This window comes from Bradyrhizobium sp. 76 (assembly GCF_023073025.1).
Taxonomy (GTDB): Bacteria; Pseudomonadota; Alphaproteobacteria; order Rhizobiales; family Xanthobacteraceae; genus Bradyrhizobium.
This window is the reverse complement of record NZ_JADPIS010000059.1, coordinates 1-24,075: the sequence shown is the minus strand read 5'-3', so window position 1 is coordinate 24,075 and position 24,075 is coordinate 1. Positions and strand designations below refer to the sequence as shown.

Here is a 24,075-nt window from a genome sequence, read left to right as displayed (position 1 = left end):
GCATGGGAGAGGACTCGATGCAGCACAAGCTTCTCAACGACGATGCTCAGCGAACCTTTGCTGTTGTCCTGGACACCGGTGATGAGGCGATGGCGAGCATCCGTTCCTTCGCAGCAGCGCAGCAGCTTGCTGCAGCTCAAATCACCGGTATTGGGGCATTCAGCAGTCTCACGCTGAAATATTTCGATTGGGAGAAGAAGGCCTACCTGGAAAACCGGGTCGATGAACAGGTCGAGGTTGCATCACTCGTCGGGGATGTCGCGCTTGCGCCTTCAGGCGATCCTTCCGTTCACATTCATCTGGTCGTTGGCCGGCGCGATGGCACAGCGCTCGCAGGGCACTTGGGCTCGGGAGTGGTGCGCCCGACGCTTGAAATGATCGTCACCGAAAGCCCGGCGCATCTCCACAAGATGCACGATCCCGACACCGGGCTGGCGCTGATCAAACTGGAGCAATGACGATGACAAGTCTCGGTTCGACGGTATGGGCGATCCCCGAAGGTTACATCCCAAGCGACAGCGTTAGCGATGCTCACGACCTTGTCTCTCACGAGGCGGCCTGCTTCCTGAACGCCGGGGATCGCGAGGTGCAGGTCGAGATCACGCTGTTTTTCGAGAACAGGGAGCCGGTCGGTCCATATCGCCTGAAAGTGCCGGCTCGCCGCACCCTTCACCTGCGCTTCAACGATTTGAGCGACCCTGCACCGGTTCCGCGCGACACCAGCTACGCGTCTTTGATCGAAGCAAGCGCTCCGGTTGTCGTCCAGCACACCAGGCTCGACTCACGGCAGCCGGCGATGGCGCTGCTGTCGACCATCGCCTACCCGGCTGCGCAGCCATGAAATAACACCGAGTCCACGGAGTAGGAACGTGCCCGAGAAGCCTGCACCCTCGCCTCTTGTTGCCGTGATCACCGGGGCATCCGCCGGCGTCGGACGGGCGACGGCTCACCGTTTCGCGCGCGCGGGCTGCTCGATCGGTCTCATCGCGCGCGACGCCGAAGCGCTCGAGGAGGTGAGGCGAGAGGTCGAGGATCTGGGTGGACGAGCCATCGCCATGCCGCTCGACGTGGCAGATGCCGCCGCGATGTTCGCCGCTGCTGACCGCATCGCCGGGGCGTTCGGACGGATCGACGTGTGGGTCAATGATGCGATGGTGACGGTGTTCTCGCCGGTTTGGCGCGTGACGCCGGACGAATTCCGTCGCGTCACCGAGGTGACCTATCTCGGGTTCGTGCATGGAACGATGGCTGCTCTCCGTCACATGCGGCCGGTCAACCGGGGAACCATCATCCAGATCGGATCGGCCTTGGCCTATCGCGGGATCCCGCTGCAGTCGGCCTATTGCGGCGCCAAGCACGCCATTCGCGGCTTCACGGATTCGCTACGAAGCGAGCTCATTCACGAGCGGAGCAGGATCAATCTGTCCATGCTTCAGCTGCCGGCGGTGAACACGCCGCAATTCGATTGGGCACGAGCGCATATGCCCCATTCGCCCCGGCCGGTCGCCCCCGTCGTGGAGCCCGAGGTGATCGCGAATGCGGTCTACAAGGCCGTGCAAAAGCCTGCCAGGGAGTACTGGATCGGTCTCAGCACGCTCAAGGTCATTTTCGGGAATATGCTCGCGCCGGCTTTGCTGGATCGCTATCTCGCCCGAACCTGTATCGCCGGCCAACAGACCGAGCACGCCATCGATGCCATCCGCCCGGACAATCTTGTCAAGCCACTGCACGGCCTGCATCGCACCCGAGGCAGCTTCGGTTCGGAAGCGGTCGATCAGGCCTTCGTCGCGCCTGCGAGCCTGCTGCGGCTTGGGCCTGTTGCGGCATTGATCGGGATCGTCGCGGTCGCGCTGGCCGCCCAAGCGAGCGCTTCTGAACGCAGACACACTGGGATCGAACGACACCGTGCACGGAACCAGCGATCCAGGTGAGCACGGGCGGTGGCGGAAAAGCTCATCGAAGATTATGGGATGATCGCGGACGGCCAGACAGCCGCCCTGGTTCACCGCAACGGTTCAATTGATTGGCTGTGCTGGCCGCGCTTCGATTCGGATGCATGTTTTGCGGCTTTGCTCGGCACGAGGTCACACGGCTATTGGAAGCTCGCACCGGCCGGTGGCAGCACTTCCTGCAGCCGCCGCTATCGCGCCGATACGCTCATTCTGGAGACCGATTTCGAGGTGCCGACGGGCCGCGTCCGGCTGATCGACTTCATGCCCATTCATGACGGCGCATGCGCTGTGATTCGGATCGTGCTGGGCCTCGCTGGAACAGTCGAGCTGCGGAGCGAGCTGGATCTGCGCTTCGACTATGGGTCCTTGAGACCCGCGCTGGAAGTCGGCGACGATCGGGCGGTTGCGTTCGTGGGACCGGATCTCGTGGTGCTGCATTCTCCCGCGAAGCTTTCTCGCCAGGGATCGTGCATCCTTGGCGAAGTGGAAGTGCGAGAAGGCGAGCAGGTCGCCTTTTGCCTTCGCTATGGCAGCGCCACAGCGCTGCCGCCCCCGCCGCTGGCGCCGGGCGCCGCGCTGCATGCGACAGAAGACTATTGGCGCGGTTGGATTGCGAAGTTCGACATCGAGACGCGGTGGCCTGAGGCTGTCAGGCGCTCGCTCTTGACGCTCAAGGCTATGATCTTTCGAGCTTCAGGCGCCATCATCGCCGCTCCCACCACCTCGCTTCCGGAAGCGCAGGGTTCGCACCTGAATTGGGACTACCGTTATTGCTGGCTGCGCGATGCGACCTTTACACTCAGCGCTCTGCTGGGGGCTGGCTATCGTGATGAAGCCAAGGCGTTCCGGGACTGGCTTCTCAGGGCCGCCGGCGCCGAACCGGAGAAGATCAGGATCATGTACCGGGTCGACGGCTCGCGCCGGTTGGAGGAATGGACCGCGTCCTGGTTGCCCGGATATGCGGGCGTTGGACCCGTGCGGATCGGAAATGCGGCCGCTTCCCAGCGTCAGCTTGACGTGTATGGCGAACTTCTGAACTCCATAGCTGGCGCAGCCAAGGCCGGGATTGCGCCTACGGAACGGGAAAGCGAGCTGATCACAGCTGTCGTCGATCACGTTGAGCGCGTATGGGAGCAACCTGACCACGGTTTATGGGAGCTGAGGGGGGATTCGCGTCACTACACCTATTCCAAGGTCTCAGCCTGGGCTGCAGTGGATCGTTTCGTCAGTTGCACAGATCTGCATCGGGCAGCCGATCGCCCGTTTCTCCAGCAGATGGCCGCGTTGCGCGACCGGATGCATCGCGAAATATGCGAAAAAGCTTTCGACAGCAGGCGTGAAACGTTCGTGGAGTACTATGGAGCTGATGGGGTTGACGCCAGCCTTCTGAACCTTCCTCTCCTGGGCTTTTTGCCCGTAGCCGACGAACGCATCCGCAACACCATCAAAGGATCGAGCGCGACCTCGTGCACGAAGGCTACGTTCACCGCAGGTCATCAGGGGCGATCCGTCAAGGAGCTTTCCTGGCGTGCAGCGGGTGGCTCGCGGAATGCCAGCTTATGCAGGGGAGGCGGGCTGAAGCGGAGAGAACCTTCGAGCACCTGTTGCATGCGCGAAATGAACTGGGGCTTCTAGCTGAGGAGTTCAACGTTCGTGATCGACGCCTTGCTGGCAACTTCCCCCAAGGATTGAGCCATTTGGCTTTGGTACGCGCCGCCCTTCGCTTCGAGGGAAGCGCCTTAAACAGGGGCGAGGCACAGGGAAAATAGTAGCACGCACGAAAAGGGAACCGCTGCCGACCGGAGCGCGTACTCTCTCAAGACTGGCGGACGCTTTCTAATCAGTCTCCGGACTAGGGGAGCAGTGCAATGCGGGATGGTCAGGCGACAGGCCCGGATTTGGCGTCGATTGTGCTTAAAGACACCGTTCGGCCCCTGGGTTCACGTAACAAGCTGTTGCGCTGCATTCCAGAGACGGAACTGGCAGTGCTTCAGTCGATGGGGACGGATGTCGAGCTCAAGCCGCGTCAGGTCCTCCACCATTGGCGCTTGCCGATGGAGTACGTCTACTTTCTTGGCAGCGGCCTAGTATCCGTCTCAGCCAAGGTCGAGGCTGGGCGCTTCGTGGAGGCTTGGCTGGTCGGCTCGGAGGGAATGATCGGGGCGCCTTGCGTATTGGCGCCAGAGGATCCGATGCCGCCGCACCGGCGGGTCGTTCAGGTGGGCGGAACGGCACTGCGAATTCCGGCGCGGGCCTTTCTCGCCGCGCTCGACGATCTTGGGGTGCTCCGCGGCGTGATCCTCTCTTACATCAATCTTGTCCTGTTTCAGACGTCACAGGCGGGAGCCTGCAATTCGCTCCATTCCGTCAAGCAGCGACTTGCTCGGTGGCTTCTCGTTGCGGCGAACGCTATGGGTTCCAGCGAGCTGCCGATCACGCATGCCGTCTTGGCTCAATTGCTCGGGATTCGTCGAGCAAGCGTCAGCGAGTGTCTCGAAGTTTTCGAACGGGCCGGCATCATCCGCAACAGCCGGGCCGCGATAACACTGCACGACCGGGATCAGCTCGAGCACTCGGCTTGTTCGTGCTCTGGATTGATACAGCGCGAGTATGATCGGCAGATCGGCCGCCGTCTGCGTGGTGATGATTGAACGTCGAATACGAGTTCTGCAGAGAGCTCGCCCGCGATAAAGCTCTTGATCTTGGCCAACTCCAAGGCGCGAGTTGAACGAAAGCGATCTTCAGAACGTTTCCTTCTCCGAGCAACGGAGGAGCCATGATTCCAGTTTGGCTTAGAGATATGGCGCTGGCTAGTTTGGCTGTCGGACTTGTCTGCGCGATCGTAATCGCGATCGACCTGATCCGCCATCCACAGCGCATGTGGATCATGAACGTCGTCTGGCCAGTCAACGGTCTGTTCGGCACCGTACTGACCCTGTGGATGTACTACCAGTTTGGGCGGCTTGCAGCGCGTGATGCGACTGAGATAAATGAGCACTCCGATAGCAAGAAGGGCACTCCTTTTCCTGTCATGGTGGCAAAAGGTGCCATGCACTGCGGAGCCGGATGTACTCTCGGGGACATCATCGCTGAAAGCCTTGCGCTTGCATTTCCGGTGATTGCGATCTGGGCCGGATGGAAAAGCGTTTTTTCAGAGAAGATGTTCGCGATCTGGGTTGTGGATTACCTGTTCGCGTTCGTGCTCGGCGTCGCATTTCAGTACTTCACGATCAAACCGATGCGCGACTTGTCACCCGGCGCAGGAATCGTCCAGGCTGTGAAGGCAGACACTCTCTCCCTAACTGCTTGGCAGATCGGCATGTACGGCTTTATGGCGATCGCGCAGTTCGCGATCTTCAGGAATCTCTTCGGGGTGAGGCTCGAGCCGTCGATGCCGGAGTTTTGGTTCATGATGCAGATTGCGATGATCGCGGGATTTTTCACGAGCTACCCGGTGAATTGGTGGCTTGTAGAGGCAGGCGTCAAAGAACGCATGTAGGAGCAAGCTCCGATCGGTTGAGGGTGTTGCTTTGACGACCCCGAACACAATTAGCAACTCTTTCCGCTCGCGACCCTTTGACCAAACGGGGCGCCCGCGCTCAACAGGGAGAAGTATCATGGCGGCGCATGCAGGTGAGACAGCAAGAGACTGGAGACTTCAGGTGTGAGCGATGTCATCAGGCCACTCACGTCACAAAAGGACACAAGATTCCGAAATGCCCGCATTGTGGAAGCACGAGCTTTGATACTCGGCGGAACGAGCCGTAGGTACGCACGTCACTCGGAAGCAGGACGTCAACACAGCCAATCTTGCACCGTGATTGCCCTCTCGAAGTCTTACGAATGGCTGACGGACATCCTGTTCTGCGATCGGTGGTTCTGTCCCGACGTCGACAGCAGCCTCTCCAACGAAATGTTCGTCGTCGCCCGGCGCGCTTCTCCACTGACTGAATGCGGCCGGGCACTTTGCTACAGGCGCAGCGTCACCACCGATGGTGCGCACGGATCACGCCGTGATGGTGGTGCCGATAGTGCCGCGGCGCCCAGCCGTAGCTATGACGCCAGGGGTGCGCGCGCCGGACCGTATATCCCCACGGCCTCGGCGCGGACCAGCCGTAGCTATAGCGCAAGGGGCGCGGGCCCCAGGCGTATGGTCGCGGCCCCCAACCATAGCCACCCCAGTAAGGTGTATAGGCGTAAGCCGGATAGTACCCACGGTAGCCGTAGGGGTATCTGTAACCATAGTATGGCGGATATTCCTCATAGTACGGGGTCGCAATGGCGGAGCCGATCAAGGCTCCTGCCAGCAGGCCGGCGCCGATCCCCCAGCCGCCACGCCAGCGAATCTGGGTGAGATTATCCTGCACCGCCGACGTGTGCTGCGTCGGGCTCGCGGCAGCCGAGAGCGCGGTCAAAGGTGCAGCTTGGGTACTGCCGACGGGAGAAATCGCGATGAGGCCGGTGAGAGAAAGGGCAAGTGTAAGTCTCCGCATCTGTGGCTCCTCTAGCTTCAGAATGCGGTCTCAACTTGAGCCTGCTATGTTGGTTTCTCGCGTCAAGAGTTCGGGACACTTTGTCGCGCCGAGTGCCCGGCCGGAGTCGCGAGTGTACGACACCGTACAAACTACACAGCCTCCGCTCTTTTAGTGGTGTTCTTCAACGAGGGAAGCCGGTCTACTCTCGCGCTCCAGGAACGCTTCAACATAGATCATGCGGACGGCAACGAGCAGGACAGCGATCAAAGGCGTGGCAACGATCAATCCGATCAAACCGAAGAGAGTGCCGAGAACGGTTTGGGAAAGTATCGTAAGTGCGGGCGGCAGCGAGACGGTTCGTTTCTGAATCCATGGTGCGATGACATTTCCCTCCAACAGCTGGATCGTCAAAAACAAGAGAGCGACCCAAGCGGCAAGGACAGGAGACTGTGCCAGAGCGACAAGGATCGCCGGCACTGCTCCTGCAAGTGCCCCGATGTATGGTACGAAGTTCAGAAGGGCCGCCAGTAGGGCCAGTGATAGTGGCAAAGGCGAGCCAATGAGGAGAAGGCCCAATCCGAGCAGCACGCCCACGATCAGCATGTCGACGAGTTGGCCGAGAAACCAGAGCCTAAGCGTAGCACCGAGCTCTCCGGCGACGTGGCGGCCGCGTGGTCGCCAAGCCATTGGAAGCAAACGAAGCGAGCCTTCAAGATAGAGTTGGGGCGAGGCAGCGAGAAATACGGCTGTCGCCGCCGTAACGACGAGAGTGCCACCTATGCCGAGAACGGAGCCAACGACGCCTGTGACGTAGCCGGTCAGGCCAGTGCGCAGAGACTTTCCGGCGATCTGCAACTGTTGAGCTAAGATCGAGCCCCACGAGCTGTTTTGCAGTTCGTCCCATATCCGCGATAGTTGGGTTCTCAGTTGCCGGCTGATTTCGTCGGCTTGATTGAAAATGGCGCTGCCCCTCCACCACAGCAGCGCACCGAGTGCGAGGCCTGTCACGAGAACGACGGAAATCAAAGCCGTGTATGGCCCGAGGCGCGTTACGCGACGGACCGCGTCGCTGGCGCCCCGCAAGACGCAAGCGATGACCACGGCGCTGAACAAGAGCAACAGTATGTCGCGAAGCAGCCAGACCGAAAGAGCGAAGAATAGAGCGATTGCGCTTACACGAAGGGTGCGCTCGATATGCCGGACATGAACAGTCAACTTGTTTTCCAAGTCGTCTCCTTTGTCGGAGCAGTCCAGTCTCCGAAGCTCGAGATTGAAGTTGCGCAGGCGAGAGTGCTCGGAACATCATCGCGGCGATCCCGTCGCGATGAATGTAATACTCTGTCGCGGCCTCAAATGTTCTTGTACGCAAGCGAATAATTCTCATCCCAAGACCACCGAAGCACCAGAGCGAGCTCGGGGATCGTGTGCCGATCGTCGTTCGTTTTTGAGGAGATGGCATGAACAGCGTTCTAATCTCCGGGGTTGGAATTGCCGGGCCCACGCTTGCCTATTGGCTGAAAGCAGCGGGCTTTCAACCGACGCTCGTCGAGCGCGCCTCCACGCTGCGGAGCGGAGGCTATGTCATCGATTTCTGGGGGCTGGGCTACACCATCGCCGAACGGATGGGATTGATCCCGGCGATCAACCGCGACGGCTACCACGCTCAGGAATTTCGGATCGCAGATGAAGCTGGCCATCGGCTGGCCGGCTTCGGTATCGACGTTTTCGCCGAGTTGACGAATGGAAAATACGTTACTCTTCAGCGCAGTGACCTCTCGCGCATGCTGTTCGAACGGATCAGCGGCTGCGTTGAAGCCATTTTCGGAGACGAGATCATTCTCGTCGAAGAGAAACCGGATGGCGTCGAAGTCCAACTGAAGCACGGCGGCAGGCGCAGGTTTGACCTTCTCATTGGGGCAGACGGCCTGCATTCGGCCGTTCGGAAGTTGGCTTTTGGACCGCCGACGCAGTTCGAGCGACATCTGGGGTATATCGTGGCCGCCTTCGAAGCTCCGGGCTATCGGCCGCGTGACGAGGATGTGTATTTGATCTACGGTCAACCGGGCCGCATGGTAGGCCGCTTTACGCTGCGTGATGATCGTACGTTGTTTCTCTTGATATTTGCTGAGCATCACTCAGTGTTGCCGGAAACGCCGGCCTCGCAAAAGGCGCTCCTTCGTGAAATCTATGGCGGAGATGGCTGGGAGTGCGATCAGATGCTCGCCGAACTGGAGCGCACTGGTGAACTCTACTTCGACACCGTCAGTCAGATCAGGATGCCCAACTGGTCACGAGGGCGGATAGCACTCATTGGTGATGCCGCCTTCTGCGTCTCGCTCCTGGCAGGTCAGGGGACGGCGCTGGCGATGATTTCAGCCTATGTTTTGGCCGGCGAGCTTGCCATGGCCGGTGGACGATATTCCGAGGCGTTTGCCACGTACGAGGCGCGGTTGAAGAGTTATATAGGCCGGAAACAGCGGGGTGCCGAGCGCTTTGCTGGGGCGCTGGCGCCGAGAACGCGCTGGGGAATGCTCTTCCGCAACGTCGTGGTCAGAAGTTTCTCGATACCAGGCGTGGCGAGGCTCGCAATTGGGCGGGACATCGCCGACGAATTGGAACTTCCTGACTACTTGGCGCCGGGTGCCATGAAGTAACGCCCACCAGAAGGGAGGTGCGATCGTGGGGATGTGGACGCTCGATTGACGTGGTTGTCCCCAACTTGTCGCAGGAACCACTTTTCGGAACCGGGAGTTCGTATCCTCGTATCGTACGCCCGGGTGACCAAATGGCCTCAGTCCTGTCTTACGGCACAAGAAAAGCCCTGATCGGCAGCAGCGTTGAGCGGTTTGCTGAAGAGCGGAAGGTCAGCCTTCTCGTGCTTTGCGCGCTTGCGTTGATGATCGGTGTCCTGACCGGGCTTGGTGCCGTCGTCTTTCGCGTTCTGATCGCGCTAGTGCACAATTTGTTTTACAGGGGCACGCTGAGTGTCGCTTATGACGCGAACATCAGTGAGGGTCCCAGCCCTTTTGGCGACTTTATTCTACTCGCACCTGTGATCGGCGGCCTCATTGTCGTCTTCCTCGTTCGGCGCTTCGCTCCCGAGGCCAAGGGTCATGGCGTCCCTGAAGTGATGGACTCGATATTTTACAAGCGCGGCAAAATTCGCGGCGCGGTGGCCTTGGTAAAGGCGCTGGCATCCGCAGTATCGATCGGGAGCGGCGCCGCGGTCGGGCGCGAAGGGCCTATCATTCAGATAGGCTCAGCTCTCGGCTCTGCCTTTGCCCAATTCATCGGGCTTTCGACCCGGCAGAGGATCACGCTGCTCTCCGCGGGCGCCGGCGCAGGCATTGCCGCAACCTTCAATACTCCGCTGGGCGGCGTGCTGTTTGCTCTGGAAATTCTTCTGCCGGAAGTTTCAAATCGAACATTCCTTCCAGTCGTCGTGGCCACGGGCGCTGCGACGACGATCGGGCGCATCCTGATCGGTCCGGATCCGGCCTTTTCGGTTCCGGATATGCAGTTCAGCATGGTTGCATCCTTCAATGCGCAGGAAGCTGTCGCATTCGTCCTGCTCGGCCTGGTGTCTGGAGCGGCAGCTTGGGCGTTCATCCGTCTGCTCGTCTTTATGGAAGATGGCTTTCCGAAGCTGTCTGGTAACGAGTATGTTCAGAACATCATTGGCATGTCGTCCATCGGCCTGCTGATGGTGATGCTCACGCATGCCTTTGGTCACTCCTACGTCGACGGAGTGGGCTACTCCGTCATTCAGGAGATACTGGACCAAAAGATGACAGCGGCGGGGCTCCTGGCGCTGCTGTTCGTGCTGAAGCTGTTGGCAACGACGGTCAGCCTCGGTTGCGGGGCGTCGGGCGGAATATTCTCGCCATCGCTTTACCTTGGGGCCAGCTTGGGGGCCGCCTTTGCCGCTGCAACCAATTCAATCCTGCCTTACTCAGGGCTGACGCCATCTTCGGCCGCGATCATTGGAATGGCGGCCATTGTTGGTGCAGGTACGGGCGGCGTCATGACGGCGATCGTGATGGTGTTCGAAATGACGCGCGATTACGCAATCATCGTTCCAGTTATCGTTGCGGTAGCGTTGGCTGCAGGCGTGAGGCGTGCACTCGTCAACGAAACGATTTACACGGTCAAGTTGCGCCACCGCGGGCACCGCATTCCAAAGGAACGGCATATCAACCTCTATCTGGTGAAGCAGGCCCAGGACATCATGGAAAGGCGCTTTATCGTCGCCGGGGTAGGTACGACACTAAGACAGGCTATGGCTGCGGAAGATATCAATGATGCACTTCCTATCGTGGTTGAGCGCGAAGGCCGGATTGTTGGGCTGATCCCGCCACGTTCCGGCTTATGGGCGGAGTCGCAATCCAACCCAGTTGTCGCGGTCGAGCAATTCGTCGAGCGGCGGATGGTGATTTGCCGCGATCAGGACCTCTTGAGTTTGGTGTTTGCTAGGTTGAAGCGTCATCGGGCCGGCGCGGCAATCGTTGTCCGCTCTGCCTCCCGCCCGCGCGTGAACGATGTCGTCGGCGTCCTCACCAAACGCGTTATCGCAGATGCCGTCATCGACAGCTACGAGGATTGAAACGGATAAAGTGAGGGCTTGTCGCTTGAACGACAACTCGAGACGAGACTTATTATCCGACAGTCCGCCTTGCCACCCAGCCTAGGGTCGAGCCTTGAATGATGATGCTGAACAGGACGACCCCATAGGTTGACGCGAGCATGGCGGCCTTGGCCGGGCTATCCGGCATTGATAGGGCGAGTGCAACTGAAATCCCGCCTCGAACGCCCGCCCAGGTGAGAAAGGGCGCGTTGCGCAGGGAAAGCAGTTGAGTCCATCCGAACAAAAACGGTTGGACTGAAACAGAGACAAACCGGGCGAAGAGAACGAGTGGAATCGACGCTGCTGCCAGGCCAAGGCTGCGAAGATCAAAGCGCAGTATCAAGGTCTCGAGCCCGATAAGCAGAAAAAGGACCGAGTTGAGGATTTCGTCGATGAGGCTCCAGAGTGCGAAGAGATATCCTTGTGTCCGCTCGCTCATCGCATATCGCGGTCCTCGGTCGCCGATGAGGAGGCCTGCGGCGAGCATGGAGAGCGGTCCGCTGACGTGCAGATGTAACGCAAGTGCGTATGTTCCGGTGACGAGCGCGAGAGAGATCAGTACCTCTATGGCGTAGTCGTCGATGAGTCGCATCGCGCGATACGCGATATAGCCAGTCAACAAGCCCAGCACTATTCCACCGCCAGCTTCGCGAACGAGCAACTCAGTGACATCGGCAGCCGAAACTTGAGCGCCGTCTCCGGTGCTCGCAAAGCGAAGCATGATCGTGAACAGAACAATCCCGACGCCGTCGTTGAACAATGCCTCGCCTTCCGTCTCGATCTGCAGCTCTTTCGGCACTTTGGTGTTGCGAAGCGTACTCAGGACAGCAACGGGGTCAGTCGGGCTGATCAATGCGCCGAACACGAATGCCCAACCCAATGATACGGGTAAGTTCACAAGGCCGCAGATGAACCAGAACATCAGGCCTACGAGGACGGTTGAAATTGAGGTGCCGAGAACGGCCAGAATAAATACCGGAATGGCGCGGCTTCTGAGTGTGTCCAGATCTACGTGCAACGCGCCGGCGAACAGCAGAAATGCAAGCATTCCGTTGACGACGACTTCGGCAAAGTCGATCTGTCGGAGTCCGTCGGCAAGTTGGTTTAGCAGATGAACTGTGGGAACCGCTGCATCCAAACCGATCATCAACAGCGACGTCAGGACACTCATCAAAAGAAGACCTACGCTGCGGGAGAGCGGCAGGAACTTGTGATTCAGCCAACCAAAGGCGGCAGACAATGTGAGTAGAACGGTAGCAATATCCATCAGCGAAAGCACGACAGGCTCCCTTGTGCTCTGGCGAGAGTGCCTGTTCACTCCCTTCCGATGCCGCTGTTCGCTCTAACCGGTGACGGTAGAGCGTTCGAGATAGCGACTTTGAGACGTGAATAAGCAAAAGCAACTTCGGCAGTTCCTGCGGGACATCTAAGCGGATTGGGATAAGCCTCAATTCCAAGCTCCTCTCAGCGGCGGGGGCAGCTATCCATTTTCTGCATCTGCGGCGAAAGATCGCGACGACGTTTGTCAGTATCATCGTTCACTCCGCATTCATTGGACCGATCTAGAAGTGCGGAGGGGGCGTACGACAAGGAAAAACTATGAAGAAAATCGCCTATGGATTTGCGGCCGCTGCTCTGCTTGCTGGCACTCAGTTCTTGGTTCCTGCCAATGCGATGATGGCGCCACCGGTCGGCGCCGCGGCAACATCCGAGACGAGGCAGGCTGGCTATCACTATCATCATCATCGGAGGGTCTGCACCGTGCGGACCGTAGTCAAGCGCGGCTATCATGGTCGGCGTATCGTCAAGCACGTGCGTGTCTGCCGATAAGCGCTTGGAGGGCCGTCGATCGAGGCGGCCCTCACCAAGAGCAGTCTTTGCGCAGTGAGATGGGTGCGCCGCACTTTACATCTGAAGCTGACGCTCAACAGTCCGGGAAAATCGACGTGCCGCGATCTCAAGCGCCGCGACACAAAGAGCCGTGAACAACATACCGGGGACCAGGAGCACAACGACTGTATCCATGATCGAGCGAGTTCCTGCAAAGGATCGGGACGATGAATCCGACTTCGTCATTTCTCGATGTCGGTTGCCACACGCCTAGGTCAAGCAATCGCGTATGCCGAGAACAGAAGGCAAGTGAGATAGATGCAAGCGAGGCAAATGCCCGCGGTTCTCGCCGTGCGGGCATCTAGCCGCGAGCTCGTCCGAGTGGCGAGCCCGGGCAGTTTCTCATACTGTGCAAAGAGCTGGCGACCGGCACGTCCTCGAAAAAGTACATTTCTCATGTGTGCCTCCACACAAACCTGATCCGATCCAACAAGGTGCGGAGTGCAGAAGCCGCAAAGAACGGTGTTTTGGCTGGCGATCCGCATTGGTTCTCTCGTCCGCTTCACCGAAGATAGTGGACGGCGTCCCATCGGGCAGTCAGGAGATGAGCGGGGCTTGTCGGGATAATCCTGACGTCGGCATGCCGGGCGCAGGGCCGTTTGGCCCACCTACTGCCCGCTCAAACTTGATCGGCACTCTTTCCCGAATGGCCCAACCAGCCAAGGGCCACGCCGTAGCGCACTATGTCGGCACGCGTGAACAGCCCGAGCTTTTCGACCGCCCTGGCCTTGTAAGTTTCGACGGTCTTGATGCTGATGCTTAGCTGATTGGCAATTTCCTTGTTGCTGAAGCCTTGTGCGATGAATCTGAGAACCTCACTCTCGCGCGGTGTCAGCTCGCCGGCTGTGGAAGCGCCGGAAGACGAGTGGGCGCCCTGCGCGGATGGTAGTGCTTTCTCCGCTATTGCTGGATCCAGATACAAACCACCTCCAGCGATCGCGCGAACTGCGCGCTCGAGCTCGTCGGCCGCAGAGCGCTTCAGCAGATAGCCGCGAGCTCCCGCTTGCAGCATCGGCTGAACGTAGGCGTGATCCTCGTGCACGGTCAGCGCCAGAAGACGAACTTGAGGAAGCTGCGTCGCTAGGGTGCGAGCAACTTCGAGGCCACTGATACCGGGAAGTGAAATGTCCAGGATGGCAATGTCCGGTGTGGCCTGGCGAATGATGTCTAGGGCGGCCTGTCCATCCGTTGCTTCCCCGACGATCTCAATGTCATGCACGTCCTGAAGCAACGCCTTCATTCCGGCCAGAACAAGCGGATGATCGTCAGTCAACGTGATCCGGATCGGGCACATAGCCCATCTCCTCTATTGGCACCGGTATTCTCATGAAAAGAGAGGTGCCGTGGCCGGGTTCAGATTCAATCGCCAAAGATCCACCGAGCAGCGTGAGGCGCTCCTCGATGACGGACAGGCCCAATTTTGCGTGGCGGCTCTCGCCCTGCGAGAATTCCTGAAAGTCGAAGCCGTTCCCGTCGTCTTCGACGACGATCCTAAGCTCAGTTGTGCGTCGGTCGATGACCACGCTGACGTTTCGAGCTTGCGCGTGTTTGACCACGTTGTTTACGGCCTCCTGGACGGCGCGGTAAACCGCGATTTCGACGTCCTGGCCGAGACGATCTCTTCTGCCCAGAGGCTGAAAATCAACGCTGATCCCGAACCGGCGCCGGATCTCCGCGCAGAATGCCTCCAGCGCCTTGTAAAGTCCCAGGTCATCAAGGGCGGTCGGGCGCAGGTCAGAGGCGATTTGATGGATATCGCGCCCAATCCCTCTCGCGAGTCCTTGCAGCCAATTGAGCCTCTCCAATCCGAGCTTGCGTTTGGCGCTCGTGCCCAGAAGCGGCTCCAGGTTCTTCAGACCGAGAAGTAGACCTGTGACCGTCTGGCCGATCTGATCGTGAAGCTCTCTTGCGATTCTACGGCGTTCATTTTCTTCCGCTTCGGAAAGGCGTCGAAGCAGTTGTTGTCGCTCCAGCTCAGCTCGCTTGGTCTCGTCGATATCCAGAATGACGCCATATACGACGTCCAAGTTCTTATCATCGATGCGAGACAGCCGTCCGCTGGCCCGCAGCCATCGGCTGTGAGGGGGAGCGGTCCGGAAATCAGCAATCGCCACGTTTCCCGAACGGCAACTCAGCAAGGAAGCCTCAAAGTTCCGCTGGTCGGCGGGATCAATACAACTCAGTATCCGATCTATCGGAAGGATCGTATCTCCTTCGGAGCGCGAACCGTCTATCCGGAGCATCTCCCGGGCGCGGGGCGACACGATCGCTTCTCTGCTCGCAAAATCACAGCTGAACACGCCGAGATCTGCGGCATCGATCGTCAGCCTCCGTCGCTCTTCACTTGCGCTGAGTGCCAATGCAGCCTGCGCCTCTTGCTCGCGCCGGCGAAGCGAAATGTCGCGTATGGTGTACCAGGCCAAAGTCAGAGCCAAGATGAAGCTCAATACCCCACCCCCGGCAAGGAAAATGGCTGAGCGCTGGACGGGACCATTCAGTTCCTGCGTCGGTATTCCGAAATGGACCGACCATCCGCTGGTTCCGGGGATGACTTTGTAGATCGAGTCGACTTGTTCGCCGGCGGGCGTGGTTTTGAGGTAGCCTCCTTCTGGCGCTGAGGCTATCGCCTGGCGGACCGTAGCGCTGGCAGATTGTCCGAGTTCGGATTGTTCACCGAAGGTGCGGGCGACGATGTTCCCCTTGGCATCGACCACGAAACCCACCCAGCCGGCCGGGGCTCCTGCGCTCTTCAAAATCTGGCTTATTGCATCGGGCACCAGGGCCACCGTGAGTACAAACTTCAGTTGCCCATCGCGCTCAACGGGGGCCCTGACGGCCACCACGCGTTTGCCGGTGATGGGACCACGTGGCCCAATTCCGCCGATCGCCGGCTTTCTCGTTTTCAGGATCTGTTCGAAATTCTCTCGATCGGCGGTGGCGCGCATCCCATCTCCGAGTGGACGGCTGACATCAAGCACCTGATTTCCCTCGGGATCGACGAGCTGAATCGTCTGCCAAAGAGGACGTGCTTCGTTGATACGCGTCGCTTCTCGATAGAACGCGTCGAGGTCCGGCTTGTCGAGTGTTGCGGAAGCCGCGACGGTCTCGGCGATCTCGAGCTGGAGACTGATCTCGGAGGCAAGCCGGTTGACGACGCTATCGAGCGTCTCCACGGCGGCAGCCTGAGAACCCCTGCGCTGCTGCTGGGCGTTCAGGAAAACGACCCAACCCGCGAAAAGCGCAAGAGGCATCGCTGCCGCGATGAAGACGAGGATCAAGGGGCGGCGGGCTGCGCGCCGGGAGATTGAGGTGGGCGCCTCCATGCGGGTGGGTATCAAATGAGACAGCAAAACGCCCACGTCTGGCACTTTCTCGATGTTTCTGGTTCTTGTCAGGTTTTTCCCGACGGTACTATCGGTCACCCTGACTCCCAGGATCGCTCGATACATCCCATCGTACAGGCAATCATTGTAGCGGTCTAGAATTGGGCTTGACATGGAACATTCCTCATCGCCGCTGCGGTTGATCGAAAACCAATTCAACCCGAAGCGGCTCGGCCTTGACGAGCCCTTCTGCGGCACTAGCCGCAACGAACTCGTCTCCCGACTGTCGGCCTCATCGCAGTGCCGGTTGCTCGAAAGCTGCGAGACAGTGTCTCTGAACAAAGGACAAATTCTCTACGATCGCGGCACTCCTCTTCGCTACGCGTACTTCATCGAGTCCGGCGGGTGTTCTGTCACGACCCGTGCGGGCGACTGCCTGCCGGTAGAGATCCATACGCTCGGGATGAAGGATTTCGTCGGCGTGCCGTTGGTCCTGGGCATGCAAGTGTCGCCGCACCGCTGCAGCGTGAGAGTGCCGGGTCAAGCGAGTCGGATCCAGTCCGATCAGCTGATTGCTTTGATCAAGAGCGACGTCGAGCTTGAAAAGATGCTTTTAGGCTATGTTCAGGCGATCCTAATTCACAGTTCGCAACTATCAGCCTGCAACTCCAGGCACACGCTGCACCAGCGCCTCGCGCGGTGGCTCCTAGTTGCCAGCGACAGGCTCGGATCTCGCGAGGTACCTTTCACGCATAGTTACATAGCCAACGCTCTCGCGGTCCGGCGCGCCGGCGTTACGGTCGCTCTCGGCAGTATGGTGCGCGACGGGGTGATTGGATGTCGCAGGGCAGGGATCGTTGTCACGGACGAAGCCAGGCTGAAAGCGATGTCTTGCGATTGTCAGGGTATCATCCTGGCGGCCCACAACCGTCCTTGTGCGGTGCCGCCCCTCCGCATTGCATATTCGTGAACGCGATTCCCGACTGCGTTAAGTCAAGTGTCCGGCAGCGAACAGAGTCCAGATATTCTTGAAGCGATAGAGGCGGAGATGTCATCGCAAGAAAGCCGGATCCGAACCGATACCGAAGTTCTGGTGGGAGCCTTGGAGGAGGCCCAAAGGCTTCTTGCCGTTTACGAGAACCCTTGCTGCAATCGTACCAGGGACGACATTATCGCTATGGTCGAGTTCATCATATGTAACCCTTCCGTGACACGTGCAATGCTTCGTCAGAAGATGCGCGGCCGTCTCAAGCTGGTAGGATAAGTCTCGTGCGGCAGCGTACCTTCGCATGCAGGAAACGAAACTTGCGGGCGTGCGATGAGTTGACGATGATCAACAGAACTAGGAGCAATCGTCATGAAGACATCAGTTTGCATTCTTGCCTCTGCGATGCTGCTGGCTACGCCGGCCATGGCGCAGTCACCCCACAACAACGCGACGACCGCCGCGCCCAACATGCAGCCGGCTGCCTCGACCGCCTCCATGCACAAGGAAGGCGAATGGCGTGCATCGAAACTCGTTGGTGTGAACGTCTATAACAACAGCAACGAGAAGATCGGGGATGTCAACGATCTGATTCTGGATGCCAGCGGGCGGGTTGCCAACGTGGTGATCGGAGTGGGAGGATTTCTTGGGATGGGTGAGCACAACGTCGCCGTGGCGTTCGATCAGCTCAAATTCGCCAAGGAACCGGTAAAGACGGCGTCCAACGATGGCGCTGGAAAGGCCGGCACTACAAGTTCTACGAGCACAACGGGAAGTGCATCAACGTCGGCCCGGCGAAGCGACAATTGGTATCCGGACCACGTGGTGCTGAACGCCAACAAGGATCAGCTGAAGAAGATGCCCGAATTCAAGTACTGAGCCGATTTCGGTCTGTATTTCCAGCATGCTTATCGGCGGTGTCATCGGAGATGACGCCGCCGCAGTTGTCTTGGATCCGGTCGGCTTAGATTTAGTAGCAGGAAAAGCAGCCTTGAATTTCCGCATTGAATCGATCAGCTTGCGTGCCGCTGGCTGAGGTCGACGATGTCCGATGAAGCACTGCCGGAACAGGTAGAGGAGCTTGTCCGGCGCTACATTCGCTCTGTGGCGCAGCTCGAAGCCCTTTTGTTCTTCCATAAGCGGCCGGGCGAGCGTTTTGACGCAGAAACGCTCGCTGCACGCCTTTACGCGGGCAAGACCGAGACGGCCGATGCTCTCGCGTCCCTCGCGAGGGATGGCTTCCTGGACGGCGCGGCAGGGATCTATGCGTTTGCGCCGCGGCCCGAATTGCGGGCTGTGATCGATCGCTTGGCCTTGGCGTATTCGCGGCATCTGATCCCGATCACACATATCATCCACAACAGCCCACACCGTATCCAGGCATTTTCAGACGCCTTCAGGATTCGAAAGGATTAGTCATGGCTGCGGTGATTTACACGCTTTGCGCGATCACGAGCGGCTTTTGTGCCTGGCTGCTCGTTCGGGCATATATCGATAACAGGTCGAGATTGCTCCTCTGGAGCGCGGTCTGCTTCGCGGGTCTGACTTTCGAAAATGCTGCTCTGTGGATCGATAAGATCGTGTTTCCTCAAATTGATCTCTCCGCCGTGCGTCTGTCGATCGGCCTGTTCGCCATGACGGTCCTGCTTATAGGCATGATCTGGGAGGCCGAGTGATGGACCATTTGAATCCCGTTCTTTCAGGTGCGACGGCATTCGCATCGCTCCTGGCGAGCATATATTTCCTGAAGTTTTGGCGTAAGACGGGCGACACCTTTTTCCTGTTCTTTGCCGCTGCTTTTGTGATCGACGCCGTTGCGAGATTTGTCCTGGCGGTGGTGCAAGTGACGAATGCGAGCGAGCCGGTCTACTTCATCCCGCGCCTGATCACATTCGGTCTGATCGCACTTTCGATTGTCGGGAAGAACGCGCTGCCGAAGAATCGCAAGTGACGCACGAATTCAAGAGGCGCTGACTTGCAAAAATGCTGTGCACGAACAACCGCTTTCGCGCCTTGAACGAAGATACCTTGGACAGGTCATGCCGTCAGGAGAGGCGGACCCCAGCCGAGGAACGATGGGGTCCCAGCTCCGCCGCGCGCCAATTCACCCGGACCTTGGTGGGCTGCTGTGTGGGACAGGAGTGATCTTGAGCGGAGCGCGCACAGCTTGCTACCTGACGAAACACGGTACACTTCCGTACAATAGACAGCCGATCTGCCCCGCTGCCGCTTGCTCGCGGGCGACCTCGGAAGGATATTGCGCAAGGGGGCTTTCATGATCAGAAATTCGAGTCAAACGACACTCAATGTGTTTCCGCAAGCATACTGCCTGTCTTGCGAGGAAAAGACGCCGCATCGGCATGAACGGCTGGCAATCCACGGCACGCAAGTGGCACGCGCGATTTGTCTCGCCTGCAACAACCAGCGTACGGGCTTTGAGAAGGGGAAGCGGCTCGCCAATCCGATCTAGGAGCCGCCGTCCTTTGGTGCATGTTCGCGTATTATTGCTTACGAAATCGGCAGAGTTTCCAAATTCGCTGCGAGGGCTGCGTCTGCTCGATGGCTCGAACAATCATCTCCATCCAGCCGGCGTAGCTCCAGAGTGACCCCGATATCGTACAAGGAGTTCTTCCGCTATGGCATTTTCGGCCTGGCGGTAGCCGCAGTCGTGGCGTTCGGTATCTCACCATTTACCGGAGGAATCGTACAGCAATGGTCGCGCAGCGATGTTGAAGCCAGATCCAAGCTGGTCTTCAACGCCATCCAGCCGTTGCTTAGTCGTGATGTGGAAGACCAGGCGTGGGACCGGCTCTCGGACCTTTTCAAGAGAGTGGCGCTTGACAAGAAGATTCTCGCGGTTGGATTTTGTGATCCGGGAGGCTCGTTGCTCGCGCCAACACCGGAGATGCCGGCGAGCTTCTCCTGCGAAAAGTCGGCCAAATCCGAGAACGACAGTTTCGCAAGCATCACCAGCGGGGGGCGACGAATTCTTGTAGCTGCGTTTCCGATCTCGAGTAGCCGAGGTCGTTCCTACCTCGTCATTCTAACCGACCTCAGCTTCGCGGCGGCCAGGTCTAGCCAGGTGCTGGCGTATCTGCTTGCAGCGCTTGCCGGCGTCGTTCTGGTCCTGACCGTTGGCACGATCATTTTCGCCGTCCTCATGATGCGCGGCTGGATGAAGGCGTTGCGACGCGCGGTCGAAGAGGTCCGTCGAGGTGCTCAGGGAGTGCCACTCCGATTCGGTGGCTCGTCTATTGATCGAGAAATTCACAAGCTGTTGCGTAGCGCCGAACAAGTTACGTTTACACGCCAGATCGAGTGGACGCCAAAATCGCTTCAGGAGGTGCTGCAAAGCGTCCTTCCGGGGGCCGAAGTTCTCGTCCTTTCCAATCGGGAGCCCTACATTCACAACACTTCGGAAGCGGGGACTGTAGTGCAGCGGCCGGCGAGTGGATTGGTCTCGGCCCTGGAGCCGATCATGCGTGCCTGCGGTGGCACTTGGATCGCACACGGCAGCGGCAGCGCCGATCGGGAGACGGTCGACGACAACGATAGGATCCGCGTGCCCGAGGCAAGTCCGGCCTACACGCTTCGGCGCATCTGGATCTCCGAGGAGGAACAGGACGGATATTATTACGGTTTTGCCAACGAAGGGCTCTGGCCCGTGTGCCATATCGTTTTCGTGCGCCCTACGTTCAGGTCCAGCGACTGGCAGATGTATCGGCAGATCAACCAGCGCTTTGCCGATGCAGTCGTTGCCGAGGCGCGGACCGCGGACCCCATCGTGCTGGTCCAGGACTATCACTTCGCGCTTGCTCCAAGAATGATCCGTGAGCGCCTGCCGAGGGCGACGATCATAACCTTCTGGCACATTCCATGGCCGAATGCGGAAACATTCAGCATCTGCCCATGGAAGGCGGAGATTATCGAAGGATTGCTCGGCAGCACCATTGTTGGATTTCATACCCAGTTTCACTGCAACAACTTCATCGAGGGTGTGGATCGCTTCGTGGAGAGCAGGATCGATCGCGAAGTGCAAGCGGTCAGCCTTGGAGGACATGAGACCAGAATACGTGCTTATCCAATCTCTATCGAGTGGCCGCCAAGAGAACTGGAAAAGCTACCACCTCCCGGGGAATGCCGATCTAGCATCCTTGCCCAGTTCGGATTGGCGGAGAATACGAGGCTGATCGTAGGCGTTGAACGCTTCGATTACACCAAAGGCATTCTTGATCGCATGCGGGCCGTAGACGCGCTTTTGGCGCGAGATCCGGCCTGGACAGATCGGCTTGCATTCATCCAGGTTGCAGCGCCGACACGCAGCAAACTCAGCTCATATTCGAAGCTCCAGGCGGAAGCGGAAGTGCTTGCTGCCGAAATAAACGAGCGGCACCACGGTCGCCAACCCGTGATGCACTTGGTCGCGCGGCACTACGAGCCGTCAGATGTGTTCCAGCTGTTTAGAGGAGCCGATGTCTGCATCGTCAGCAGCCTGCACGATGGAATGAACCTTGTCGCAAAGGAGTTCGTTAGCTCGCGAGAGGACGATGCTGGGGTCCTTATCTTATCGAGCTTCACTGGGGCGTCACGAGAATTGTCCGAGGCTCTCATTGTCAATCCCTATGACATTGGAGAAATGGCATCGGCGATCAAGCTTGCACTTACTATGCCGGCGGAGGAGCAGGCCGAGCGCATGAAGCTCATGCGGCAGCAGGTGAAGGAACATAACGTCTATCGCTGGGCGGGCGCGATGCTAGTGGACGCAGCGAGAAGTCGCACCCGCGAGCGGGTTCTTGGTCTGGCCGCTAAGGCCCCTCACGGCGTGAAGCCGATCTGAGCGAGTCTCTTTAAAAGCGGTCTTCCAAGAAAATCGGTACGAAAGCGTACTGTCCGCTCTTTCCAAAACGAATAGCTCGGTCGCACTCTCGTGCTTGCGACTTTTTGCTCCGTGATGTGGAGGAAGGCGAATATGAACATCCTGATTGGAGCTGCTATGCTTGCGGTAGCAGGCATCCTGATCTTCATTGGGCTTCCCAATCGGATCGGCGAGCAACCGAAGTTCCTGCGCTTTGAAGCAGCGCTGGTTCTGTATCCTCCAATGATCTTGTCGTTCATTGGCCTCGGCGCTGCGGCCCTGATTTCAGGCATGCTCACCAGATAGTCGCCTTTCGAGACATAGAGACGGCCCTCCAAACGGCCCAAAATGCAATCAGTCACGGCGTGGCTTGGAAACCATCGTCCAGGAGGCGGATGCGTGGCCCATGCCGGCAATCCAGGCATCAGTCAAGAGGAGTAGAGTTGGTCTCGCGGGCTTAGCCGTTGGAATTCGGCCCGCCAGAGTGCCGAAACGACCTCAGCAGGCGATTCAGTGCCGGGCTCGCGGCGCGGCGGAGCTCCTGAAGATTTCTCTGCGATAGTGCCCGCAGTTTCTGTTCACCTCTCCCGGTCAGTTTGAGGTGCACACGTCTGGCATCCTGCGGGTCGGCAACCCGGCCTACTAGCCCAAGCTTGGCCAAACGATTGATCAATTCAACCGCCGAGTGAGGCCGAATCAGCAGAAAGCGCGCAACATCACCGACTGTCGCAGGACCCGGGCGCACGAAGCCCTTGATCCCAAGCAGCGCCTGATGCTGCGTCGGCGTCAATCCCTGCTTTGCCGCGGCTGCCTCGCTGAAGGCCAGAAAGCTCCGGATCTCGTACCGGAACTGCGCAAGCGCAGCATAGTCGGAGTCACGCATCGGCTCGGTGGCTGAGGACCGCCCGGACCTGGCCGCAGTCGCCCGTTGCGTCCTCTTCATCTGAACCATGCCGTGCCGCCTCCGTGCTTCCTACCCGGCAACGCGAGCCGTTAGCCAAAGTACCAAGCAGGAGCGCCCGGACCAAGCAGCGGGAATTCCGGATGCACAGCTATTGCGCCCCTACTCGAAGCTCGACAGCAGGATCTTCACCAGGATGATTTGAAACGCGATCGGGATGCGGACGCTTTTCCGCCGGATCGAGCGCTGCAGCGCACCGGCGATCTCGGCGCTGGTCAGGCTGCCTGCCGAGGCATTGGCGATCAGCTCGCTCCACATCTGCGACAGCGAACCGCCGGGCGGGATTACCGGCTTGATAGTCACGCCGCAGCCGTGCGCCCATTCCACGATCTCCCGCATCGTATGCGGCCCGCAATTGCGCGCCGTCGCGAGACGTTCAGCCGTGAGCGCCCGCAGCAACTCGCGCGATGGCGACCAGTTCCCTTTCGGCGGCTGCTCGCCGTTGAGCTCGACTGCGAGCTCCTTCAGAACGTTCTGGGCACGCACGCTCAGCCGCTTCATCGGCCCGGGCACACGCTTCGCCTGAACAGAGCCGACTGCCGGTCCCCGCTCACCTGTCGTTCGATTGCGAGGCTCGGGCATGCGCGAGGCATCGCCGGACTGTGGTGTCGCCCCCTGTCCGTTCACCTCTTCCACCGACCACGCCGCGTCCTGCCGCTCCGAACCTTGCGGCCATGACCGTCGCTTCCGGGTACCCGCCACTCTCGTTCGCCGCGCCATTTCTCTCGCCGAACCCGCCAGTCTCGTACTCACAAAGGCTAATATATGTCGGGATACGATCTGGTTTCACGAGATAATTTTAGTCGTTCGACCAAAGACGAAATTGACAGAAGGCGTTCACAAGCAATGCTTGCGTCCAAGAGCTACACGCGGATGTGACGTGCCCGGCGCGGGCAGGCCCTCGAGGCCGACTGCCGCCGGACAGGTCGTGCTTTGCCTGCAAACAAGAACGATGTTCGGAGGAAACGATCATGACTGACAATCTCATCCGCCGCGGCCTCTCGCGCCGT

General features: G+C 59.1%; 24 protein-coding genes. 17 read left to right on the top strand and 7 right to left on the bottom strand.

All coding sequences use genetic code 11. From position 1 onward, the window contains the following. Positions 1-17: 17 nt before the first annotated feature. From IVB48_RS12425 to IVB48_RS12400, 7 genes are all read left to right on the top strand, one after another. The gene (locus IVB48_RS12425) at positions 18-458 is read left to right on the top strand and encodes a PPC domain-containing DNA-binding protein (RefSeq protein ID WP_247400173.1); all 441 of its coding nucleotides are present in this window, start codon (positions 18-20) and stop codon (positions 456-458) included. A 2-nt stretch (positions 459-460) separates the two neighbouring features. Next, positions 461-841: a sensory rhodopsin transducer gene (locus IVB48_RS12420; RefSeq protein ID WP_247400171.1), complete on the top strand. Its 381-nt coding sequence runs from the start codon at positions 461-463 to the stop codon at positions 839-841. A 28-nt stretch (positions 842-869) separates the two neighbouring features. Beyond that, entirely contained in the window at positions 870-1,931 is a 1,062-nt protein-coding gene (locus tag IVB48_RS12415; protein WP_247400169.1) for an SDR family oxidoreductase, read from the top strand. Positions 1,932-1,940: 9 nt separating this feature from the next. Then, positions 1,941-3,587, top strand: a complete 1,647-nt coding sequence (locus IVB48_RS12410) for a glycoside hydrolase family 15 protein (protein ID WP_247400168.1) — start codon at positions 1,941-1,943, stop codon at positions 3,585-3,587. Continuing rightward, positions 3,512-3,721: a glycoside hydrolase family 15 protein gene (locus IVB48_RS41350; protein ID WP_346658986.1), complete on the top strand. Its 210-nt coding sequence runs from the start codon at positions 3,512-3,514 to the stop codon at positions 3,719-3,721. Before IVB48_RS12410 ends, IVB48_RS41350 begins: the two co-directional genes overlap by 76 nt. Before the next feature lie 99 nt (positions 3,722-3,820). Then, positions 3,821-4,603, top strand: a complete 783-nt coding sequence (locus IVB48_RS12405) for a Crp/Fnr family transcriptional regulator (RefSeq protein ID WP_247400167.1) — start codon at positions 3,821-3,823, stop codon at positions 4,601-4,603. Positions 4,604-4,728: 125 nt separating this feature from the next. Beyond that, a complete protein-coding gene (locus IVB48_RS12400; RefSeq protein ID WP_247400166.1) occupies positions 4,729-5,451 on the top strand; it encodes a DUF4396 domain-containing protein in 723 nt (240 codons plus the stop codon). Positions 5,452-5,935: 484 nt separating this feature from the next. On the opposite strand, the gene IVB48_RS12395 is transcribed toward IVB48_RS12400, so the two are convergent. Beyond that, positions 5,936-6,445, bottom strand: a complete 510-nt coding sequence (locus IVB48_RS12395) for a hypothetical protein (RefSeq protein ID WP_247400165.1) — start codon at positions 6,443-6,445, stop codon at positions 5,936-5,938. 150 nt (positions 6,446-6,595) lie between these two features. Further along, positions 6,596-7,654: an AI-2E family transporter gene (locus IVB48_RS12390; protein ID WP_247400164.1), complete on the bottom strand. Its 1,059-nt coding sequence runs from the start codon at positions 7,652-7,654 to the stop codon at positions 6,596-6,598. A 230-nt stretch (positions 7,655-7,884) separates the two neighbouring features. On the opposite strand from IVB48_RS12390, the gene IVB48_RS12385 reads away from it, so the two are divergent. Next, the gene (locus tag IVB48_RS12385) at positions 7,885-9,081 is read left to right on the top strand and encodes an FAD-binding domain (protein ID WP_247400163.1); all 1,197 of its coding nucleotides are present in this window, start codon (positions 7,885-7,887) and stop codon (positions 9,079-9,081) included. A 131-nt stretch (positions 9,082-9,212) separates the two neighbouring features. Next, the gene (locus IVB48_RS12380; protein ID WP_247400162.1) at positions 9,213-11,030 is read left to right on the top strand and encodes a chloride channel protein; all 1,818 of its coding nucleotides are present in this window, start codon (positions 9,213-9,215) and stop codon (positions 11,028-11,030) included. A 52-nt stretch (positions 11,031-11,082) separates the two neighbouring features. Here IVB48_RS12380 and IVB48_RS12375 read toward each other — a convergent pair whose 3' ends face one another. Then, positions 11,083-12,330: a sodium:proton antiporter gene (locus IVB48_RS12375; RefSeq protein WP_247400161.1), complete on the bottom strand. Its 1,248-nt coding sequence runs from the start codon at positions 12,328-12,330 to the stop codon at positions 11,083-11,085. Between the two features lie 320 nt (positions 12,331-12,650). Here IVB48_RS12375 and IVB48_RS12370 point away from each other — a divergent pair, with 320 nt between their 5' ends. Next, positions 12,651-12,881: a hypothetical protein gene (locus IVB48_RS12370; RefSeq protein ID WP_247400159.1), complete on the top strand. Its 231-nt coding sequence runs from the start codon at positions 12,651-12,653 to the stop codon at positions 12,879-12,881. A gap of 679 nt (positions 12,882-13,560) precedes the next feature. Here IVB48_RS12370 and IVB48_RS12365 read toward each other — a convergent pair. Both IVB48_RS12365 and IVB48_RS12360 read right to left on the bottom strand, forming a co-directional pair. Beyond that, a complete protein-coding gene (locus IVB48_RS12365; protein ID WP_247400157.1) occupies positions 13,561-14,235 on the bottom strand; it encodes a response regulator transcription factor in 675 nt (224 codons plus the stop codon). Next, positions 14,207-16,363 (bottom strand): ATP-binding protein, encoded by a 2,157-nt coding sequence (locus IVB48_RS12360; RefSeq protein ID WP_247400155.1) that lies wholly within the window; start codon positions 16,361-16,363, stop codon positions 14,207-14,209. Before IVB48_RS12360 ends, IVB48_RS12365 begins: the two co-directional genes overlap by 29 nt. Positions 16,364-16,436: 73 nt before the next feature. Between IVB48_RS12360 and IVB48_RS12355 the strand changes: the two genes are divergently transcribed. The 7 genes from IVB48_RS12355 (at position 16,437) to IVB48_RS12325 (ending at position 22,410) form a co-directional block, all read left to right on the top strand. Next, positions 16,437-17,234, top strand: a complete 798-nt coding sequence (locus tag IVB48_RS12355; RefSeq protein WP_247400153.1) for a Crp/Fnr family transcriptional regulator — start codon at positions 16,437-16,439, stop codon at positions 17,232-17,234. Between the two features lie 387 nt (positions 17,235-17,621). Beyond that, positions 17,622-18,128, top strand: a complete 507-nt coding sequence (locus IVB48_RS12350; RefSeq protein ID WP_247400151.1) for a PRC-barrel domain-containing protein — start codon at positions 17,622-17,624, stop codon at positions 18,126-18,128. A gap of 165 nt (positions 18,129-18,293) precedes the next feature. Continuing rightward, on the top strand, positions 18,294-18,665 hold the full coding sequence (locus IVB48_RS12345; protein WP_247400150.1) for a hypothetical protein: 372 nt from the start codon (positions 18,294-18,296) through the stop codon (positions 18,663-18,665). A 2-nt stretch (positions 18,666-18,667) separates the two neighbouring features. Next, positions 18,668-18,925 (top strand): DUF5985 family protein, encoded by a 258-nt coding sequence (locus IVB48_RS12340; RefSeq protein WP_247400148.1) that lies wholly within the window; start codon positions 18,668-18,670, stop codon positions 18,923-18,925. Continuing rightward, a complete protein-coding gene (locus tag IVB48_RS12335; protein WP_247345243.1) occupies positions 18,925-19,200 on the top strand; it encodes a DUF5985 family protein in 276 nt (91 codons plus the stop codon). The genes IVB48_RS12340 and IVB48_RS12335 overlap by 1 nt, the downstream gene beginning before the upstream one ends. 651 nt (positions 19,201-19,851) lie before the next feature. Then, positions 19,852-22,086, top strand: coding sequence for a trehalose-6-phosphate synthase (locus IVB48_RS12330; protein ID WP_247400146.1), 2,235 nt, complete (start codon positions 19,852-19,854; stop codon positions 22,084-22,086). 132 nt (positions 22,087-22,218) lie between these two features. Then, the gene (locus IVB48_RS12325; protein WP_247400145.1) at positions 22,219-22,410 is read left to right on the top strand and encodes a hypothetical protein; all 192 of its coding nucleotides are present in this window, start codon (positions 22,219-22,221) and stop codon (positions 22,408-22,410) included. A gap of 151 nt (positions 22,411-22,561) precedes the next feature. Here the strand turns inward: IVB48_RS12325 and IVB48_RS12320 are convergent, their stop codons facing one another. Together IVB48_RS12320 and IVB48_RS12315 are read right to left on the bottom strand one after the other, a co-directional pair. Then, a complete protein-coding gene (locus IVB48_RS12320; RefSeq protein ID WP_247400144.1) occupies positions 22,562-23,056 on the bottom strand; it encodes a MarR family transcriptional regulator in 495 nt (164 codons plus the stop codon). 111 nt (positions 23,057-23,167) lie between these two features. Then, positions 23,168-23,578 carry a hypothetical protein gene (locus IVB48_RS12315; RefSeq protein WP_247400143.1) on the bottom strand — a complete coding sequence of 137 codons (411 nt, stop codon included), beginning with the start codon at positions 23,576-23,578 and terminating at the stop codon, positions 23,168-23,170. Positions 23,579-24,075: the final 497 nt, after the last annotated feature.